Below are 19250 nucleotides of genomic sequence, written 5' to 3' on the forward strand. Positions count from 1 at the left end.
AACTTTTCACTCTCCAGTTTCTAACAAAGGAAGGGAAAATACATAAAACAGACCGGAACGAAACGAAAGTTTCTTTTCTCCGTAATTGTTTCGGTGGTGTTTCCGTGATCAAACAGACGACCTGGCTCTGGGTCACCATTCTTGCATTCTGCTTTTTGAATCTTTGCACGAACGGGGTGACGGTAATTATCCTTCCATGGCTGCTGAACGTCCATCACCATTTTCCAACTTATGTCTATGGTTTTATCATGTCCGGTCAAGCCGTTGGCGCAGCAAGTGCAGCCTTTATTTTCGGAATGCGAAAGGCCTGGACACACCGTGGTCTGATTGGCTACCTAGGGATCGCGATCGGTGCCCTTTCATTTATCATCATGACATTTATTGAACATCCGATCATCCTCGCACTCTTGATGACTGTCGAAGGTTTCGGAAGCATGGCATTCGGCTTGATTTGGGAAACCAGCCTTCAGGAACTGGTTGAACCAGAAGCATTTGGACGTGTTGCCAGCATCGACATGCTTGGATCTTTCGCTTTGATTCCTGTCGGCTATTTATTTACCGGCTGGTTCTCTGAGGCTGTTGGCGGTATCTCAGCAATGATGACACTCAGCGTCGTATCGCTTCTGCTCATTGCAATCGTTCTATGTGTCCCGGCAATCCGAAATTTTAATTAATTCACTTTATTTTGCGCGGGAAGACATTTGGCGTAGCAGAAGCAGCCGGTTTCATGATCATTCACCATGCCTGATGCTTGCATGAATGCATAACAAATAGTTTCACCCACGAATTTAAATCCTCGCTTTTTCAGCGCTTTGCTCATCAGAAGCGATTCATTGCTCGATGTCGGGATCGCTTCTGCTTCTTTGTAATGATGAACGGTCGGTGTACCTCCGGTGAAGGACCATAGAAAATCACTGAATGATTGCTGTTTTTCAAGCGCTAAATACATTTGCGCATTCGTGATCATTGCTTTAATCTTCAAGCGGTTGCGAATGATGCCCTTATTCTTCATCAAATGTTCGATTTTTTGCTCCGAATAAGCGGACATACATTTCGGATCGAAGCGATCAAACGCCTGTCTGAAACTGCTGCGTCGTTTCAATATCGTAATCCAGCTTAATCCTGCCTGCATGCCTTCAAGACAAAGCAGTTCAAACAATTCCTGAGAATCATACGTGGGACGCCCCCATTCAAAGTCATGGTAGGCAACATAATCGGGATCGGTGCTTACCCATGAACAGCGCTGTTTCACGTCTTCGCATCTTTTTGTCACGTGATCCGCCTCCGTTTTAGTCAATGATTGTTGTTTTAAAATTGCATGCATATGCGCGAGAAATCGTTCATGCTGATCTGTGAACGTAGCCATACCTTTTTTGTACGCAATGGTCGCGTACCCTCTTGAATAGGCACCGTACGCGGTCAAAAAATCACAAATATCCGTGCAGACCCCAACCAAATGAACAGTATCAACCTTATATTCCTTCAGCAGTTGATCGAGATTGGTTCGGATAAATGCGTCATATTCAGGTTTCGGTATAAAGTGAACCTTCTGTTCCTGCTTATGAGTGGCATACCATTCGCCTAGCGAGCCATAGAGATGTGCCCCCCATGTTCCTTTCACATTGTGAACCGGCCAGAGTTTAAAATGAGCATCATTGGGTTCATGCGCATCCATGCAAAAGAAAATCGGCTTTCCCATTTCGTTGAATTGATCGGCAAGCTCCACGATAAAAGGGACAATTTTTTGAGCCGGTTTCCCAGCACTCAGCCCTCCTTGATCATGGACAAAATCATTACTCATATCAATGATCAGCAATGCATCTTTACGCATCAGCAATCCCTCCGTTTTTTGTGAATAACGATACTTTATCATGAGTCGCTAAGGAGAAAAAAGCTCAGGTCCTTATTGCCGCTCTGCAAGCGACTTGTTTCCATCAGCCTTGTGCTCGAACGGTCTTTCAGCTCATCTAGCGTCAGCAAATCGCAAATCTAACTTTCTTTCCTTACACGACATGCGAACGGTTTTACCCCGTCCGCATAGTTTACGCTTGCACGATGAGATTTTCCGACTTTAAGCAAAGCCGACATGGGTCAATGATGCCCGTGGTGGGCACAATCCGATCGGCAGGTATTGAAATGAACACTCTCAATCTGAATGGTTGAATGATCCAGTCGATAATGTGAAAGTAGTGCTTCGACGCGTCGCAGCAATTCATCGCGATCCACACCATCCTTTGCTGTCAAATGACAGCTGAGCGACAAAAATTCGGAAGTGATCGTCCAAATATGCAGATCATGAATCCCATCAACGCCATCAATTGCTGTGATTTCTTGGCGTATCTTTTCGATATCAAGATGATCCGGCTTTGCCTCCATCAGGATATTAATCGAATCCCTTAAAATGCTCCAGCTGCTTCTAATAATGATCAGTGAAACAACAATACTTGCAATCGGATCTGCAAGATTCCACCCAAACAGAAAAATCAGCACCGCTGCAGCAATCGCACCGAGCGAACCAAGCAGGTCGCCAAGCACATGTAAGAATGCGCTATGAACATTGAGGTTATCCTCCGAGCCGCCATGCAAGACCCGTGCAACAACAAGATTGACTAAAAGACCGATACAAGCGATCACCATCATTTCAAAGCTTGCGACCTCGACAGGCGCGTTAATCCGTGAGATTGCCTCAACGACGATCCAAACCGAGATCAACAATAATAAAGCACCATTAAATAAAGCTGCAAGAATTTCAAACCGTTTATAACCAAACGTTTTACGATTATTAACCGAAGCTCGATTGCCAACTAAGATGGCTGTATAGCTTAAACCGAGTGAAATTGCGTCACTGAGCATATGTCCCGCATCAGAAAGCAGCGCCAAACTGCCGCTCACATAGCCGCCAATCGCCTCGACGATCATAAACCCGCTTATGATGATAAAACTGATCAATAGCGCCCTTTGATTCGCTGCATGGTGATGAACATGATGATCCTTTTTTTCGTGATGCACTATGTCTTTCCCCAAGTCTGACTCACCTCTTCTTTCCCAAGAAAACTGCCTGAAATCAGTGAATACAGGTAACATCGTTTCTATGTTCAGTATCATCATTTTCCGATGTACTGTCAATCGTATCTTATCTTATTCACTACACATGGAACACTTTTTGCTATACTAATAGCAAAATAATTTATGAAACGAGTTGATTGTCATGTCTGTTCATTCGATTCATCATTGTGCCGTCATTTGTACGAATTACGAACGATCCAAGCAATTTTATGTTTCTGTTTTAGGACTGAAGGTGATCCACGAAACCTATCGGCAGGAACGCGATTCGTATAAATTGGATCTTGCTGTCGGCGACAGCGGCGCTCAAATCGAGCTGTTCTCTTTTCCAAACCCTCCCAAACGTCCCACCCATCCGGAAGCATCCGGACTCAGACATTTAGCATTTGCCGTTCAAGACATCGAGGCGTCGGTTCACATGCTGAGCGCAAAAGGTGTGGCAACCGAAGCGATTCGTGTGGATCCCTTTACAAAGAAACGTTTTACTTTTTTTAGAGACCCCGATGATTTGCCGCTTGAACTCTATGAGTTATGAATTTTCCTTCTTTTGACGTGACATGTTAGAATAAGATGAATTTGATATGATCCAGTTAAGGAGGACTACATTTTGAGCATACATATTGATGCAAAGTCCGGTGAGATTGCTGATCGCATTCTGCTTCCCGGTGATCCTTTACGTGCAAAATATATTGCGGAAACCTATCTTAAGGACGCAAAGCAATACAATAACGTCCGCGGCATGCTCGGTTTTACAGGGAGCTATAAGGGAAAACGTATCTCTGTTCAAGGGACAGGAATGGGTATTCCGTCTATTTCTATTTATGTTAACGAGCTGATTCGTGATTATGGCGTTAAAAAACTAATCCGCGTCGGTACCTGCGGCGGTGTCCAGAAAGGGATTCATGTTCGGGACGTCATTCTCGCAATGTCGGCAACGACAGATTCAGCGGTTAATCGCGGCATCTTTCCAGAAATCAACTTTGCGCCAACTGCAGACTTTTCGCTGCTCCATAAGGCGTATACGGTTGGGAAAAAACTTGGTGTACCGCTGCGCGCCGGTAATGTACTTTCTGCTGATGTCTTCTACCGCGACAGTATGGAACTCGTCAAGAAATTAGGGGAATACGGCGTCCTTGCTGTTGAGATGGAAACATCGGCGCTTTACACATTAGCAGCAAAATACGGCGTTCAAGCGCTGACTGTTCTCACCGTCAGCGATCATATATTCTCAGATGAACCGGACACTACAGCTGCAGAACGACAGACGACCTTTAACGATATGATCCACATCGCTCTTGAAACGGCTGTCGATGACTAACGAAAAGAGGATAAGAAAAAAGCAATGATCCGTAACCAACATGCAGATCATTGCTTTTTTTAGTGTTTTTTGTCACAACTGAAATAATCCTCAATAATTTTCAACTGATTTTTTAACAAGTTACTTGGTAGCTCGTCTTTGCCGCAGAATTCGAACGTTTCCGATTCACTCGGATCGATCATCCACTGCCCTTCAAAGGACTGAGCTTTGTATGCAATCGTTACCGGATAATATTGATCTCCGTTTTCAGCCACCGCAGGGGTGCGTACCCCCGAATAGACATCGAAAAGTTTAAGGCCGCTCACCGTCAAACCGGTTTCTTCCTTAACCTCGCGAGCTGCCGTCTCTTCCGCGGATTCCCCCAACTCCATAAGTCCTCCAGGCAGCCCCCAGCTTTCTTTCGGATAGTTCCGTTTTTGCAATAATAATCGATTCTGATGATCAGTAATTAGAGCGACGGAACCAACCAAGATTAACGGTTGGTGCCCAATCCTTTCACGCAGCTTCTGAATATAACCCATGAATCCGCCTCCTTCGTGTCGTGTGTTATAGAGGTTCGATCAGTTCGATCATAGTGCGTCTCATTCTACACAATCCAAAGCTTATTGTTTGCGCAACTGGAACAGCTTATATAGACGTGTGATAATCACTTTGCATACTGCGTATACAGGAATAGCAAGTAACATGCCAACAATTCCCGCTAAATTTCCGGCAACGAGCAGCAAACAGATGATCGTCAGCGGATGTATGTCCAGCTTTCTTCCCATCACAAGCGGTGAAATCACATTTCCTTCAATTTGCTGGACAACAGTCACGCCAACAATAACGTAGATTGCTAAAACAGGGGACTGAATAAAAGCAACGATAACAGCAGGTATTGTCGCAATGAACGAACCGATAAACGGAATAACATTCGTAAATAGAATGACAAGAGCAAGGACAAGCGAGTAATTTAGCCCGATAATCAAATACCATATATAAATAAAAACAAAATCGAAGAGCAGTACAATCATCTGTCCCTGTATGTACCCGCTCAGCGTTGCATCCATATCGGTCAAAATTTCACGTGCTTTTTCTTGATGCTCGTCAGGAATAAATTTCATCAATCCCCGGAACATTCGGTCGCTGTCTTTTAAAAAGTAGAACAAAATAAATGGTATTGTCGCAATGATTAATACCGTGCCCGTGATCGATTGGATAATCGTTAATACATTATTTCCGATTGATGTCGCAATGGTGGATAATGAACGGGAAAATCGGTTGGCAAAATCAAGGTATGGAATTTGATCTAAGTGCAATTTAAAAAATGTATCGCTTTTCTGAAAGTTTACCAGTTGTTCACTCAGTTGCTGGACTAATGCCGGCATACTTGTTATCAATGACAAAAATTGATTATACAAGAGCGGGCCAAAATAGAGAACAAGAAGTGTAATCAATCCAATACCGGCTAAATAAATGATTAGGATGGCGATCACTTTCGGTATCTTTAGATGAACCAATCCGCGTACAAGCGGGCGGAGCAAATAATAAAGAAGTCCTGAAATAATCAGCGGTGTAGCAAGTGAAGTAAACAGCACTCCTAACGGTTGTAAAATAAATGTTAGTTTTGAACCAACCATTAAGATTACTAGAGTGATCAGAACCCATACCGCAAAGCGAAAGTATTTTGAGTTTGGCATTAAAATTCCCCTATCTTCTCTTCCAAAAAATATCGATGCTACGCTATCATTGTACCCTACTTTTCAAATGATTATCCAATATAAATAGATTTTATATGGATAATTACTATGATGCGGGACGCATTGTCACTCTCCCTATAAACATGTTCCGTCTCATTTCTGACGGCATTCATATCGACACAGACCATGACCGGCAGGAGACTTGCACCTGCGTGCTAGATTCATCATTTATACCTCTAAGAGGGTGCCTCAAAGTGAAAACGGACTTTGAGACACCCTCTTGATTGATTAATCTTAAGTTTCTTATAAAACGAGTTTAAAAGGCGCTTGCAAATTTGCTTTAACCGCTGCCAGGAATGCTGCTGCTGGCGCGCCGTCAACGGCACGGTGGTCAAAGGTGAGGCTAAGCGGCATGATCCTGCGCTTTTGCAGTTCATCATCAACATAGACCGGCTGCTGAGTAATCGTTCCGACTCCGAGAATCCCCACTTCCGGAGGATTAATGACCGGAGTGAAGAAACCGACACCGTAAGTTCCCAACGACGTTATCGTAAAGGTTGATCCACTCAACTGGAGTTGATTCAATTCGCTGCCGCGCGCGGCCTTACTTGCTTTTCTAATCTCTCGTGAAATCATACTCAATGATTTTTGATCAGCCTGGCGAATCACCGGTACGACAAGGCCTTCATCGAGTGCAACCGCAATACCAAGATGCACATGGTCGAAGGTTGTAATCGTATCGCCTTCATAGAGACTATTCATGTATTTGTGTTCAAGCAACGCATTGATCACTGCTTTTGCAATAAAGTCGGTGATCGTTAACCGTACCTCATCATTGATCGGATAAGCTTCTCGTGCTTTCTTTTGGAAAGCAATCAAATCGGTAACATCAACTGTAGTCTGTAAGGTGAGCTGTGCGGTCTGTTGAAGACTATCGAACATCCGATCCGAAATGACTTTTCTCATACCCGTCACTTTTTTGGCTGTCCCTGCGGATTGTGCTGCCGATGGTGTCGGAGTACTTGCCGGTGCAGCCTTCGTTTGTACAACAGGTTCTTGTTCTGTCTTAATCTGAGCCGCTGCAACATCCGCTTTTGTGATTCTCCCCATCGGACCGGTGCCTTGAACGGTTGCCAAATCAATCCCCGCTGATTTTGCTAAACGACGGGCAGCTGGCGATACCCGAAGCCGCGGTTCTTCATCGCCATCCGGCACTTGCGGGGATGGCGCAGGAGTTGCGGTAGCTGGAGCGTCCTTCTCTTCCTTAGCAGGCTGCGCGGCATTTGCTTGATCTGTTTGAACGGATTCACCCGGAGCGCCAATATAGCCAACAGGATGTCCGATTGGTACAACATCATCCGCCTCAGCTTCAATATCAATGAGCACACCGTCTTCAGGTGCTTCAAGATCTTTTTCAATTTTGTCTGAACTGATTGAAACGACAGGCTCTCCTTTTTTGACTGAATCGCCTTTTTGTTTCAGCCATTCAACCACTGTTCCTTCTTCCATACCCATACCCATTTTAGGCATGATGATTTCTACCGCCATTTTCACTCGCTCCTTTCAGATGAACGTCAGGATATGTGAAGCTTTTGCTGGAGCACACGCTCCCAATCCTATCGTTCGAAAATTTTATATTGCTGAGAATACATGTTCACCGACCATTTCTCGGAATGCTTTGATGATCTTCTCAGGTGTCGGCATATACAGTTTTTCGAGTGGTGGCGAAAATGGAACCGGAGCATGTGGCGCGGTTACCCGTTTAATCGGCGCATCCAGATAATCAAATGCTTTGTCGCCAACAATTGCCGCAATATCGGTAGCCGCACTGCAGCGCGGATAGGCTTCATCGACAATAATGAGACGGCCCGTCTTCTGCACCGATTTAATAATGGTGTCTTCATCAAGCGGAGACAAAGTTCTTGGATCAATCACTTCCGTTTCAAAACCTTTTTTCGCCAATTGATCGGCTGCCTTCAAGGCGGTATAAACCTGTTTTCCAAGTCCGACAATGGTTAGATCCTTACCGGAACGTTTGATTTCCGCCTTTCCAAATGGAATTGTATAGAAGCCTTCGTCAACTTCTCCTTTCATACTATAAAGTGTTTTATCTTCAAAAACGATAACCGGATCATCATCAAAAATCGCATTGAGGAGCAGACCTTTCATGTCATAAGGATTTGAAGGGATCACAACTTTCAACCCCGGAATATGAGTGAATAGTGCATAAAGGCTTTGTGAGTGCTGCGCTGCTGCGTTGAATCCAGCCCCGTCAATTGTTCGGATCGTCAGCGGAACCTTGGCTTTGCCGCCGAACATATAGTGGAACTTGGCCGCCTGATTCATCACTTCATCCAAACAGCTACCGATAAAGTCGTTAAACATTAATTCCGAAATCGGACGCAAACCGGTTACCGCAGCCGAAACGGCAGCACCCATATAACCGGATTCAGCAATCGGTGTATCGATCACACGGTCACGACCAAATTCTTCAACAATTCCCTTTGTTACACCAAAAACGCCGCCCCAGGCCCCTTCATCCTGAAGATGATCAACCTCGGCTCCGCCGGCAACGTCTTCACCAATCAAGACAACGCTTTCATCTTTTCGCATCGCAAAGCGAATCGCATCATTAATTGCATCTGAATAACTCATCTTTACTGCCATCGCAAGCACCTCCAGATTGATCCAATTAGATTAGTATGAGACATAAACATCGGTGGTCACTTCGTGATCATCAGGAAACGGACTTTCTTCACTGAATTTTATCGCGTGTTCCACCGCTTTTTTTACGGAGTTATCGATCGTTTTTATCTCTCCCTCAGTCAACAGATCATTTTCCTTTGCAAAGGTTTGAAATCGAACAATGGCATCATCTTCAGTCATCGCTTTTTTTTGCTGGTCGGCATCTTTATACGTTTGCGTATCGCCTTCGAAATGCCCGAAATCGCGATAGGTCATGCATTCAAGAATTGTCGGTCCTTCCCCATTACGCGCACGTTCTACCGCTTTGCCTGCGGCTTCATATACAGCCGACAAGTCTTTTCCATCTACGGTTTCGCCAGCAATTCGATAGACGTTCGCAAAGTCTGAAATCCGTTCTGCCGCTGCAGCATAGTCGAAGGTCGACGCCTCTCCAAACCCGTTATTTTCACAAACGAAGAGTACCGGAAGCTTCCAGATGGCTGCCATATTCACTGCCTCATGGAATGTACCGTGATTGCTGGCTCCATCGCCAAAAAAGCATACAGCGACATTCTTCGTTTTCTTCACCTTGGCAGTAAGTCCAGCACCGATGGCTAAAGGCAGTCCGGCACCAACAATGCCGTTTGCACCAAGCATTCCTTTAGAAACGTCGGCAATATGCATGGAACCGCCTTTCCCCTTACACAGACCGGTTGATCGGCCATAGATTTCCGCCATCATTCCATCTAAATCACAGCCTTTGGCAATACAATGCCCGTGACCGCGGTGCGTGCTTGTAATACTATCGCTATCCGTTAGATGCGCACACACGCCGACAGCTACCGCTTCTTCACCGGCGTACAAGTGAACGAAACCGGGAATTTCACCCTTCGCAAAAATATCATGAACTGCTGTTTCAAATTGACGGATTTCTTGCATTTTCGTATAAATCCATTTCGCCTTTCCAACGGTCATGTCTTTAGCGGATGCTTCAGTTTGCATTCTGACTCCTCCCGTCATATAGCACTTACAGCAATAATGTAAGCGTTTTCTTACTATATAATCATACCCTATTTTTACTTCTGATGCAAAATATTTATATGCGACTGCTCGCCGCTTTTTCACTTCATTCGTAAAAAAGGACCGCATACCCTTTCGAAAACCGAAGGAACAATTTGATATAACTTTGAGCCGATCCCCATATACCACGGAAGATTTAATGTCCGTTTGTTCGTGTTCACAGCATGCAAAATACGTTCGGCTGTGCGGCGCGGATCGAGCATGAATCGGTCGACGCGCTTCCGATATGTACCCGTTGGATCCGCATTGTTCATGAATGGTGTACGTATTGGCCCAGGATTCACAACCGTTACATGAACACCTGCTTTTTCAAGTTCCATACGTACGCCGTTCGCAAAACCGATCACCGCGTGCTTCGTTGCGCCATAAACAACAGACTTCGGTGTCGTGATAATCCCCGCAAGAGAAGCAATCATAACGATGGAGCCGCATTTTTGCGCTTCCATCGCTTGAGCAGCCTCACGCGTGCAATAAATAAGTCCGCGCACATTGACCGCAATCATTTGCTCAATTTCCTCAGTATTCGTTTCAGTAAGCGGTAGAAAATAGCCGACTCCTGCACAATTGATCAGCAGATCGATGCGCTTAAATTTTTCCAGTATTGCCTGAAACGTTAAATGGACCTGTTCTGCATCAGTAATGTCTAATGATTCATAAACAGCACGGCCGCCTAATTGTTCGATTTCATCTTTTAAGGTTTTCATTTTTGTAATACTTCGCGCAAGCATAATGATATGCGCACCTCTGGCGGCGCACAGAATGGCCAGTTCCCTACCAAGTCCGCTCGATGCCCCGGTGATGACAACGCGTTTATTCTTTAATTTCATAAAGTTCCACCTCAAAGTTAGTGCTTATTGCATCGTTTACCCTTCCTATTATTATAGAGAATTTATAACAATGCAAAACAATTTGGCGATAAGCAGTATCCGAAAAAGGAATCTTCTGATTTGGACAAATCCAAGGCAGAATTTTAATAGTGACAAAATTGTAGCAAATGTAAGGGCTTCCAAAAATAATGGAATATTTTTAATATTTTGTTGTAACTTTTACTGACACTGTATGTTATAATTACTACATCATAAAGAAGGGGGCATTCATTTAATGAAAGCAACAGATGCAATTACATTAAGTTTGGATTCATTATGGGTAATGGTAGCAGCAATCTTAGTTATCCTTATGCAAGCTGGTTTTGCATTTCTTGAAGCAGGATCACTGCAAAGCAAAAATGCAGGCCATATTACCGGTAAGCAAATTATTACGCTTGCACTGTCCTCAATTGTCTTTTGGGCGGTTGGTTACGGCATCGCTTTCGGTGAAGGTAATGCATTCATTGGAACTTCTAAATTTTTCTTAAGCGGTGTTCCAAGCGGTTATGACTCTATTTTCTTCTTGTTCCAACTTGCATTTGCCGCTGTTTCCCTTGCGATCGCATGGGGCGGCTTTGCAGAACGCGCGAAGCTTTCAGTTTACTTTATATTTGGTACAGTCTTTATTGCCATTATTTATCCGGTCGTCGGACACTGGGTATGGGGCGGCGGCTGGTTGAGCACGCTCGGTATGCAAGACTTCGCGGGATCAACCGTCGTTCACCTTCAAGGTGCTACTGCCGCGCTAATCGGCACACTTCTCCTTGGACCGAGAATCGGCAAATTTGTTGATGGAAAAGCAAAGACAATTCCAGCTCACAGTATTCCTTTTGTTTTCCTTGGCACGTTCATCCTTTGGATCGGCTGGTTTGGATTTAACGCCGGAAGCACGGTATCTACAGGAGTCGCAACTTCTGGATATGGCCAGTTCTTCGGTTATGTTGCTTTAACAACGAACCTGGCAGCAGCAGCCGGTGCACTTGGTGCTTTGTTTGCAGCAATGATCCTATCGAAGAAAGCAGATATCGGTGCAATGTGTAATGGCGTGCTTGCAGCACTCGTAGCGATCACTGCTTCCTGTGCGTTCGTTGAACCATGGGCAGCAATCGTAATCGGGGCTGTTGCCGGCGCATTTACTTACTGGACTTCAATCTTCCTTGAAAGCAAAGGACTCGATGATCCGATTTACGCATTCTCTGTTCATGGTATTTCGGGTGTTATCGGTACACTTTCTACCGGATTCTTTGCAGCACCAAAGCTTGTTGAACTGGCCGGAGTCGGCAAACCGGGCCTCTTCTACGGCGGCGGTCTCTATCAATTAGGCGTTCAAGCACTTGGTGTAATCGCAGCATTCGCTTTCGTAGCGATCGCTTCCTTGATTGTACTCTCAATCATCAAAGCAACCATCGGTCTACGCGTATCCGCGGAAGCTGAAAAAGCGGGTCTTGATATCAGCGAACACGGCGCTTACGGCTATGGCGAAACTGAAGGAAAATAACTAAAATACTTAATGAATAATTAGATACACAAAAAAAGATTCCCTTCTGTGGGAATCTTTTTTTGTGTATCATCAATTAAAAGCTACGGTTCGGTGATCATTTACGATCCTAAATCCCGCCCTATTTATTATTAAGATCTCTGCTGATAAGGCAATTCAAAAGTCCAGAAATCATGCGCTAAATAGGTCTGCTTAAAAACAGATTTGGCTTCTTTTAAGAGTTCATGCTGTTCTTTTTTCTGATATCTGGAACTTAAATGAGACAAAATCAACTGCTTCACTTCAGCCTTTTGCGCCATTTCCGCAGCTTGGATTGATGTTGAATGATGATAATCATGCGCCAAACGAGCACTTTGACCGTTAAAGGTTGCTTCATGAACGAGCAGATCCGCATGTGCAGCGAGTTTAAGGGCAGCATGACACGGCCGCGTATCGCCTAAAACCACCACATGGCGTCCCTTCTTTTTTTTACCAATAAAAGGAGCGGTCTCTAAAGTTCGTCCATCAGGCAAGATCACTTGACTCTGTTCCTTAATTTTTTTATAGATAGGACCCGGTCGAATACCAAGATCGATCAACCGATCAACAAGTAGCTCTCCAGGCTGATCCTTCTCGGTAATCCTGTAACCAAAACTCTGAATCCCATGATCCAGTTCACATGCATGAACAATGAAATGTTCATTTTCATAAACCTTTCCATTTGAGTCGATCTCATGAATCACCAAGGGATAATGTAGATGCGTCCCTGAAATCTGAAGCGAAGTCTCAACAAAAGCTTTTAATCCCTTTGGTCCAATAAGTTCCAATGGATGTTCAGCACCTTGAAACGATCGGCTACCTAGTATGCCCGGAAGGCCAAATAAATGATCTCCATGCAGATGCGTTACAAAAACTGCCGTTAATTTTGTTAATTTTACTGCCGTGTAGAGAATTTGCCGCTGTGTTCCCTCACCACAATCGAAGAGCCAGAGGTCACCATCGTATTCCGGGAAACTGAGTGCCATAGAAGTTACGTTTCTTTCCTTCGCCGGCATTCCCGCTCCGGTGCCTAAAAAAGTAAATTTCATTCTATCCATCCTTTGTCATGCGAACCTTCTTTAAGATAGAGATCAACAACCGGAATCCGGAGACTCGGAATGTTTTTTATTCAGAAGACGTGTAGCAGGAAGCAGCGTATTTTCACCAAATTGATCATTGATTCGGTCAATTAAGTCAACCAGCTCCTCGGTCTGAATGTCATTCTGATAAGAAAAAAGATCGAGCTGTTTTGTTGATTCACTAATCGCTTGAAACGATGCGAGCGTGATCCCAAGAAGCCGTACAGCCTCACCGCTCCAATTGGCTTGGAAGACAGAAAAAGCCAGATTCAAGATCTCCTGCCAAGAACGCAAAGGTTGCATGGTGGACTTGTGCCGCGTCACTGTCTTCCAATCATGATAACGGATCATGACAACCAATTCATAGCTTGCCACATGCTCCCGTTTCAATTTCGTCTCAAGTTTGCCCGCTAAATGCTGCATCGTCTCATAAATCATTTTCAGATCAACGGTATCATGAGGTAAAGTCATTGAATGACCAATACTTTTATAACGGTCCCATGAATCCGGATCAACCGGACGCACGTCACATCCATTTGCAAAGTCATGCAGACGCCTGCCGTTTCTTCCATATTTTTTTTCAATAGCATCAGGATTGCTTGCAGCCAAATCGCCGATAGTCTTGATCCCCGCTAAACTGAATTTTTCTTCAGTTTTTGGGCCAACCCCATGCATTTTTCCAATCGGTAACGGCCACAGCTTTTGCGAAAGTTCACGCTTGCGTATCACGGTGATCCCCATTGGCTTTTTCATATTCGATGCCATTTTGGCAAGAAATTTATTGGGGGCAATCCCTATGCTGCATGGCAAATGAAGCTCCTCCCGAATGCGGCTTTGGATCTCACTTGCCAAGTTCAGAGGATGCCTGCGATGAATCCAATTGCTGACGTCAAGATAACCTTCATCAATGGAGGCTTTCTCTACAATGTTCGTATAGTCTTTCAACAGTGTAAATAGCTGCTCCGATGTCCTTCTATAGAGCGCGAAATCAGGATGACGAACAATGAGCTGCGGGCATTTTTTCTTCGCTTCGCGAACCGTCATGGTCGTTCGTACACCCATTTTTCGTGCCTCATAGCTGCTGGTTACGACAATTCCGTGCCGTTCCTCCGCTTTGCCGGCAATAGCCAGCGGTTTTTCTCTCAATTCAGGGTGATTGGCAATTTCCACTGATGCATAAAAGCTGTTCATATCAACATGAAAAATGACTCGCGCATTCGCCATCATCATTCTCCGTCCTTAGATATGATTTACCCTTCGTTCGTTGCCTGTTCGATCAACGCAAGAACCAGTTCACCTGTCTTTACAAGTTCTTCAATTGCAATTTTTTCCTTAACCGTATGAATTTCTTCATAGCCAACCCCAAGGTTTACGGTTGGCAGTCCCTGACCGGAAATTACATTTGCGTCACTGCCGCCACCGCTCTGAAGCAGTCTCGGCGTTCTGCCAATTGCTTCGATTGCCTTTGTTGCGAGTTGAACGACACGGTCCTCACGGTCAAACCGGTAGCCCGGATACATGTATTCAGTATGTACGTTTGCCTTCCCGCCATATTCGTTTGCAGCATCTTCAAAAGCGCGAGTCATGATCTCCGCTTGTTTTTCCATTTTTGACTGATTTAGGGAACGCGTTTCTGCGAGAACTTTTACATAATCACAGACAATATTGGTGGCTTGTCCACCTTCAAAACGACCAATATTCGCCGTCGTTTCTCGGTCGATACGCCCGAGTGGCATGCGTGCAATCGCTTTTGCAGCAATAGAAATAGCCGAGATTCCTTTTTCAGGTTCAATGCCGGCATGTGCCGTCTTTCCATAAACTTCTGTCAACAGTTTCGTTTGATAAGGCGCAGCGACAACGATATCGCCAACAGGCCCGTCACTGTCTAAAGCGAAACCATACTGAGCATGAACAAGCGACAGATCAAGCGCTTTTGCTCCGCGTAACCCGGACTCCTCGCCGACAGTAATAATGATTTGGACCTCGGCGTGATCTTTTTGATTTTCTTCAATGACTTGGAGCGCTTCTAGAATTGCGGATACTCCGGCTTTATCGTCTGAACCAAGAATTGTCGTTCCATCAGAGGCAATGAATCCGTCTTCAATGACAGGCTTAATTCCTTTTCCGGGAACAACCGTATCCATATGTGTACTCAGTGCGATTGCTGTTCCTTTAATCGTACCGGGGAGTGTCGCAATTAGGTTGCTGGCACCATGTCCGGTTTTCTGCTGTGCTTGGTCTTCTTTTACATCTAAGCCCAAAGCCAACAATTTGTTTTTAAGGACTTTAAAAATCTGTCCTTCATTTCCTGTTTCCGAATCGACTTGAACGAGTTCACAAAAATCAGTAACCAAACGTTCTTGATTGATCAATCCATTCACCCACCTAGAAAACTTTTAAGAACCGATACGAAGAGCATCGGTTCGATTTCAATAGCCACTCTTATCATACCATACCTTTTTTAACCAAATGCGTTCAACTATTGAAAGTTTGGCGGTTTATCTACTATAATGGTTAGGAAAAAGCAATGAAGGGATTTTACGACATGCATAAGAAACTGTTTAGATTCGTTATCTACCTCATGATTGCTGCACTTGTACTTTCCTCCATATCCGCCTTTATTATTGCGGTTGTCAGCAATTAAATTAAGCTTTATCCACTCATATTGAGCAGGATTGTAACACGCGTCCCTTTCTGATATTCACTTTGTACATGAATTTCTCCGTGATGCACCTCGATAATTTTTTTCACAATGGACAAGCCAAGCCCATTGCCTTCTTGACGCCTTGTCCGCGAACGGTCCGCTTTATAGAAACGTTCGAACAAATGAACGAAATCTTCTTTTTTAATCCCAATCCCTGTGTCGGATAGACAGAACATAATTCGCCCATCGCGAATGCTCAATTCTACCTGTAGCTTCCCATGTTCCGGTGTAAATTTAATACTGTTGTGGATTAAGTTCATCCATACCTGGTTCATTAAATCAAAATCCGCATCAATCGTAATCGGATCGAGCTCGATAGTCATATCTAGTGCTTTCTTTGTCCACTGCGGCTCAAGCGCAAGCAGGCAAGAACGAATTTGACGATCCAGTCGGTAGTTGGATAAACGAATCGGATGTTTAGTGTTTTCAAGTGCCGTTAATTTCATTAAGTTATCACTTAACTTCGATAAGCGATCCGCCTCTTTTTGAATGATATTTAAATAGTGCATCCGCTTATTCTCTGGCAAGCGATCATTCTCTAATGCACGGGCGAATCCTTTAATTGACGTCAACGGCGATTGAATTTCGTGAGAGACGTTTGAAATAAACTCCTGGCGCACTCGCTCCAATTGGCCAAGTTCCTTCGCCATATAATGCACGCTGTCAACCAACTGTACAAATGGATTATGCCGGCTTTTCTGATCCGTCGGCAGAGGAATGTCGAGATTGATTTCAAAATTTCCCTTTGCCATCTGCCTTATCGCTTGAATGATCGTTTGAAAGTAGCTGATTCGTTTCGGCTTCATATATTTTCCGACCTGAGCCATCACAAAAGCAAAAAGGGCCAATCCGAGCAATGCACTTGCAACATGCAAAAGGATTGGCTGAATGGCAACCCTAAGCCAAGAAAAAAACAGTTCAAGCAAGAAGTAAAACAAAACCCAATAGACAACGATCGAAAGTAATAAAAGAATTGCCAGACTGTGTACCTTCAGTTTCGATGAGCATTGATTTTTCATTTACTTTCTTCCAATCGATAGCCCAAACCGCGGACTGTTTTAATTTCGAACCCGCTGGAAGCTGTACTGAATCGCTCGCGAAGTCGCTTAACATGCACATCAACCGTACGTTCATCGCCTTCATAATCGTAGCCCCAAATATTCTCGATCAAGTCATCACGGGTGAATGTGCGTCCGGGCGAACCGGCGAGCATAAAGAGAAGCTCGAATTCCTTTAAAGGGATCATAATGGATGCATCACCTTTGAAAATCGTGTAGGATTTTCGGTCTAAGATCAGACGCCCGACTTCAACGGTTTGCGATACGGAAACCTGATACCGCTTCAATAATGCTTTGACACGCATGACAAGTTCGATTGGTTCAAACGGTTTTACGAGATAATCATCTGCCCCCAGTTCAAAACCTTTCACTTTCTGCATTGTCTCTCCCTTTGCTGTCAGCATTAGAATCGGAATCTGCCATCGTTTGCGAACGCGCCTGCAAAACGTCCAGCCATCCATCTCCGGCATCATAATATCTAAGATGATCAAGCCCGCATTTTCCTGCTCAAGACGTTCAAGTCCCTGTTCTCCGTTTTCTGCTTCAATGCATGAAAAGTCCTCATTTTCAAGGAACACCGTGACAAGTTCACGGATATGAGGATCATCATCAACGACCAGAATTTTTTTCAAGGTCAACTGCAACTCCTTTACAACAATGATGTTCTTATTTTGAAACAAGACTATGAACAGAACATGAATCTGAACGATTCAGGGGTGCGTTTCATCCAAATCCGTCAAATCTTCGCAACAAAACGAGAAAATTTCGTTTTTATCTGCGTGATCCGTGCACGGAACCCCCCTTTAATATGTTGAAGAAATCGCGGCTTGAGTTCCATAATGACAAGGCTGGCCAACACAAGAACGGCACCGACGTATTCATGGAATGACATTTGCTCACCGTCTGCAAGAAACGCAAAGAAAACAGCAAAGATCGGTTCCAGCGTGAAAATAAGTCCCGCATGAAGCGATGTTGTATATCTTTGTGCCGCCGCCTGAAGCAAATAGCCGGCTGCACTGCAAAGCAGACCAAGACCAAGTACGGAAATCCATACCGATGCAGAATCCGGCAAATGCGGCCGCTCAAAAGCAGCAGAAAAGACAAATGCGACTACCGCTACAAACCCCATCTGATAAATACTAAATGGAATGAGGTTTACGCAATGAATGATTCGACCGGTAAATTCTATATAAATGGCATTAAACAGAGCGCCGATGATCAGGAACACAGAACCTGCACTTAAACCAATCGAAGCGGAGCCGGTAAGCACATAAATCCCTAATAGCGCGATCAATGTACCACATAAAGCACGTCTACCCGGAAGCTTTTTCACAATGCATGCATGAACAAGCGGTACAAAAACAACGGTCAAACTGACAAGAAAACCCGCTTTTGATGTAGAAACAGTCTTCATTCCATACATAATAAAGCTAAATACCCCGAGTAAAAGCACACTCTGGATCATGCTGAACACCATGGTCGCCACATCGAACTTTCCCAACACGCGAAAGAATAGAATAGCGGCAGCCACAAACGCCACAAGAAAACGAAGTGCGATCAGATTAAATACCGCTAAACTTTCCATTCCTATTTTCATAAAAATATAGGAAGAACCCCAAAACATCGTCACAAGTACCAGAATAAGATCTGCTTTATGTTGACTCATTGCCCATCCCTCAACCGTCACATTTATTTATAAATTTAGTATACAAAGCATATTGTCATTAATAAAATGAATGTTTATAATATTCATCATTAATTTATTTCATTAGGTTGGGGTTGCGATGAGTCTGATTAAATATCAAATCTTTTCTACGGTCATGATGTTAAAAAGTTTTACGAAAGCTGCCTGTCAGCTTGGGTTGACTCAATCGGCGGTAAGCCATGCTGTATCCAGTTTGGAACATGACCTAGGCTTTGCACTCATCAACAGAGATCGATCAGGAATAACCGTAACTCGGGAAGGTCGCATTCTTCTGCCCTCAATCAATGCTGTACTGCAAATGGATAAAAATGTCCATCAAGAAGCTTCAGCGATTTTAGGCATAAAAAAGGGAGTTGTGACGGTTGGCGTCTTTAACAGCATCTCCCGCCATCTGCTTCCGAAAATCATTCACGAAATGGATCAACGTTATCCACTTGTCCAAGTTCGTCTGTACGAAGGTAATTATGAAACAATCGAGCAGCGGTTGACACGCGGGG

General features: G+C 44.3%; 20 protein-coding genes. 6 read left to right on the forward strand and 14 right to left on the reverse strand.

Annotated elements, in window-relative coordinates; translation table 11 throughout:
* A partial coding sequence (locus tag SIN01_RS10360; RefSeq protein WP_507772785.1) for an MFS transporter occupies window positions 1-674 on the forward strand: 674 nt, incomplete at its 5' end.
* Here the strand turns inward: SIN01_RS10360 and tag are convergent.
* Both tag and SIN01_RS10370 read right to left on the reverse strand, forming a co-directional pair.
* Complete coding sequence (tag, locus tag SIN01_RS15610; protein WP_010024838.1) at window positions 671-1831, reverse strand: DNA-3-methyladenine glycosylase I; 1161 nt, start codon at window positions 1829-1831, stop codon at window positions 671-673. The genes SIN01_RS10360 and tag overlap by 4 nt on opposite strands.
* 260 nt (window positions 1832-2091) lie before the next feature.
* A complete protein-coding gene (locus SIN01_RS10370; protein ID WP_047034819.1) occupies window positions 2092-3024 on the reverse strand; it encodes a cation diffusion facilitator family transporter in 933 nt (310 codons plus the stop codon).
* A 184-nt stretch (window positions 3025-3208) separates the two neighbouring features.
* Here SIN01_RS10370 and gloA2 point away from each other — a divergent pair, with 184 nt between their 5' ends.
* Window positions 3209-3598, forward strand: coding sequence for an SMU1112c/YaeR family gloxylase I-like metalloprotein (gene gloA2 / locus SIN01_RS10375; protein ID WP_010024835.1), 390 nt, complete (start codon window positions 3209-3211; stop codon window positions 3596-3598).
* 72 nt (window positions 3599-3670) lie between these two features.
* Window positions 3671-4381 (forward strand): purine-nucleoside phosphorylase, encoded by a 711-nt coding sequence (deoD, locus tag SIN01_RS10380; RefSeq protein ID WP_010024833.1) that lies wholly within the window; start codon window positions 3671-3673, stop codon window positions 4379-4381.
* 59 nt (window positions 4382-4440) lie between these two features.
* On the opposite strand, the gene SIN01_RS10385 is transcribed toward deoD, so the two are convergent.
* From SIN01_RS10385 to SIN01_RS10410, 6 genes are all read right to left on the reverse strand, one after another.
* Entirely contained in the window at window positions 4441-4902 is a 462-nt protein-coding gene (locus tag SIN01_RS10385; protein ID WP_010024831.1) for an NUDIX hydrolase, read from the reverse strand.
* Between the two features lie 81 nt (window positions 4903-4983).
* Window positions 4984-6060, reverse strand: coding sequence for an AI-2E family transporter (locus SIN01_RS10390; protein ID WP_010024829.1), 1077 nt, complete (start codon window positions 6058-6060; stop codon window positions 4984-4986).
* Window positions 6061-6363: 303 nt separating this feature from the next.
* Window positions 6364-7608, reverse strand: coding sequence for a dihydrolipoamide acetyltransferase family protein (locus SIN01_RS10395; protein ID WP_010024828.1), 1245 nt, complete (start codon window positions 7606-7608; stop codon window positions 6364-6366).
* 84 nt (window positions 7609-7692) lie between these two features.
* Complete coding sequence (locus tag SIN01_RS10400) at window positions 7693-8727, reverse strand: alpha-ketoacid dehydrogenase subunit beta (protein WP_010024826.1); 1035 nt, start codon at window positions 8725-8727, stop codon at window positions 7693-7695.
* A gap of 30 nt (window positions 8728-8757) precedes the next feature.
* The gene (locus tag SIN01_RS10405) at window positions 8758-9747 is read right to left on the reverse strand and encodes a thiamine pyrophosphate-dependent dehydrogenase E1 component subunit alpha (RefSeq protein WP_010024824.1); all 990 of its coding nucleotides are present in this window, start codon (window positions 9745-9747) and stop codon (window positions 8758-8760) included.
* Window positions 9748-9866: 119 nt separating this feature from the next.
* Window positions 9867-10652 carry an SDR family NAD(P)-dependent oxidoreductase gene (locus tag SIN01_RS10410; RefSeq protein WP_010024822.1) on the reverse strand — a complete coding sequence of 262 codons (786 nt, stop codon included), beginning with the start codon at window positions 10650-10652 and terminating at the stop codon, window positions 9867-9869.
* A 274-nt stretch (window positions 10653-10926) separates the two neighbouring features.
* Between SIN01_RS10410 and SIN01_RS10415 the strand changes: the two genes are divergently transcribed.
* Window positions 10927-12189 (forward strand): ammonium transporter, encoded by a 1263-nt coding sequence (locus tag SIN01_RS10415; protein ID WP_047034820.1) that lies wholly within the window; start codon window positions 10927-10929, stop codon window positions 12187-12189.
* A 131-nt stretch (window positions 12190-12320) separates the two neighbouring features.
* Here the strand turns inward: SIN01_RS10415 and rnz are convergent, their stop codons facing one another.
* Genes rnz through SIN01_RS10430 form a run of 3 tightly spaced genes read right to left on the reverse strand, consistent with a single transcriptional unit; the run spans window position 12321 to window position 15658 of the window.
* Complete coding sequence (gene rnz, locus SIN01_RS10420; protein WP_010023786.1) at window positions 12321-13256, reverse strand: ribonuclease Z; 936 nt, start codon at window positions 13254-13256, stop codon at window positions 12321-12323.
* A gap of 42 nt (window positions 13257-13298) precedes the next feature.
* Window positions 13299-14516, reverse strand: coding sequence for a DNA polymerase IV (locus SIN01_RS10425; RefSeq protein WP_141306056.1), 1218 nt, complete (start codon window positions 14514-14516; stop codon window positions 13299-13301).
* Between the two features lie 20 nt (window positions 14517-14536).
* Complete coding sequence (locus SIN01_RS10430) at window positions 14537-15658, reverse strand: M20/M25/M40 family metallo-hydrolase (protein ID WP_047034821.1); 1122 nt, start codon at window positions 15656-15658, stop codon at window positions 14537-14539.
* Window positions 15659-15831: 173 nt separating this feature from the next.
* On the opposite strand from SIN01_RS10430, the gene prli42 reads away from it, so the two are divergent.
* Entirely contained in the window at window positions 15832-15930 is a 99-nt protein-coding gene (gene prli42, locus SIN01_RS15060; protein ID WP_162198720.1) for a stressosome-associated protein Prli42, read from the forward strand.
* Window positions 15931-15938: 8 nt separating this feature from the next.
* Here prli42 and SIN01_RS10435 read toward each other — a convergent pair whose 3' ends face one another.
* The 3 genes from SIN01_RS10435 to SIN01_RS10445 all read right to left on the reverse strand — a co-directional run bounded on the left by SIN01_RS10435 (window position 15939) and on the right by SIN01_RS10445 (window position 18714).
* The gene (locus SIN01_RS10435) at window positions 15939-17009 is read right to left on the reverse strand and encodes a sensor histidine kinase (RefSeq protein ID WP_010026392.1); all 1071 of its coding nucleotides are present in this window, start codon (window positions 17007-17009) and stop codon (window positions 15939-15941) included.
* Window positions 17006-17680: a response regulator transcription factor gene (locus SIN01_RS10440; RefSeq protein ID WP_010026391.1), complete on the reverse strand. Its 675-nt coding sequence runs from the start codon at window positions 17678-17680 to the stop codon at window positions 17006-17008. The genes SIN01_RS10435 and SIN01_RS10440 overlap by 4 nt, the downstream gene beginning before the upstream one ends.
* A 104-nt stretch (window positions 17681-17784) precedes the next feature.
* Window positions 17785-18714: a DMT family transporter gene (locus tag SIN01_RS10445; protein WP_141306057.1), complete on the reverse strand. Its 930-nt coding sequence runs from the start codon at window positions 18712-18714 to the stop codon at window positions 17785-17787.
* A gap of 118 nt (window positions 18715-18832) precedes the next feature.
* On the opposite strand from SIN01_RS10445, the gene SIN01_RS10450 reads away from it, so the two are divergent.
* Window positions 18833-19250: LysR family transcriptional regulator (locus SIN01_RS10450; protein ID WP_141306058.1), on the forward strand; the 418-nt coding region annotated here is incomplete at its 3' end.

It is taken from the genome of Sporolactobacillus inulinus, assembly GCF_006539285.1.
GTDB lineage: Bacteria > Bacillota > Bacilli > Bacillales > Sporolactobacillaceae > Sporolactobacillus > Sporolactobacillus inulinus.

Bases quoted from the DNA above. Each gene is read 5' to 3' on its own strand.
- tag (WP_010024838.1), bottom strand. From the start codon at position 1,831: ATGCGTAAAGATGCATTGCTGATCATTGATATGAGTAATGATTTTGTC.
- gloA2 (WP_010024835.1), top strand. From the start codon at position 3,209: ATGTCTGTTCATTCGATTCATCATTGTGCCGTCATTTGTACGAATTAC.
- SIN01_RS10385 (WP_010024831.1), bottom strand. From the start codon at position 4,902: ATGGGTTATATTCAGAAGCTGCGTGAAAGGATTGGGCACCAACCGTTA.
- SIN01_RS10390 (WP_010024829.1), bottom strand. From the start codon at position 6,060: ATGCCAAACTCAAAATACTTTCGCTTTGCGGTATGGGTTCTGATCACT.
- SIN01_RS10395 (WP_010024828.1), bottom strand. From the start codon at position 7,608: ATGGCGGTAGAAATCATCATGCCTAAAATGGGTATGGGTATGGAAGAA.
- SIN01_RS10400 (WP_010024826.1), bottom strand. From the start codon at position 8,727: ATGGCAGTAAAGATGAGTTATTCAGATGCAATTAATGATGCGATTCGC.
- SIN01_RS10405 (WP_010024824.1), bottom strand. From the start codon at position 9,747: ATGCAAACTGAAGCATCCGCTAAAGACATGACCGTTGGAAAGGCGAAA.
- SIN01_RS10410 (WP_010024822.1), bottom strand. From the start codon at position 10,652: ATGAAATTAAAGAATAAACGCGTTGTCATCACCGGGGCATCGAGCGGA.
- SIN01_RS10415 (WP_047034820.1), top strand. From the start codon at position 10,927: ATGAAAGCAACAGATGCAATTACATTAAGTTTGGATTCATTATGGGTA.
- rnz (WP_010023786.1), bottom strand. From the start codon at position 13,256: ATGAAATTTACTTTTTTAGGCACCGGAGCGGGAATGCCGGCGAAGGAA.
- SIN01_RS10425 (WP_141306056.1), bottom strand. From the start codon at position 14,516: ATGATGATGGCGAATGCGCGAGTCATTTTTCATGTTGATATGAACAGC.
- prli42 (WP_162198720.1), top strand. From the start codon at position 15,832: ATGCATAAGAAACTGTTTAGATTCGTTATCTACCTCATGATTGCTGCA.
- SIN01_RS10435 (WP_010026392.1), bottom strand. From the start codon at position 17,009: ATGAAAAATCAATGCTCATCGAAACTGAAGGTACACAGTCTGGCAATT.
- SIN01_RS10445 (WP_141306057.1), bottom strand. From the start codon at position 18,714: ATGAGTCAACATAAAGCAGATCTTATTCTGGTACTTGTGACGATGTTT.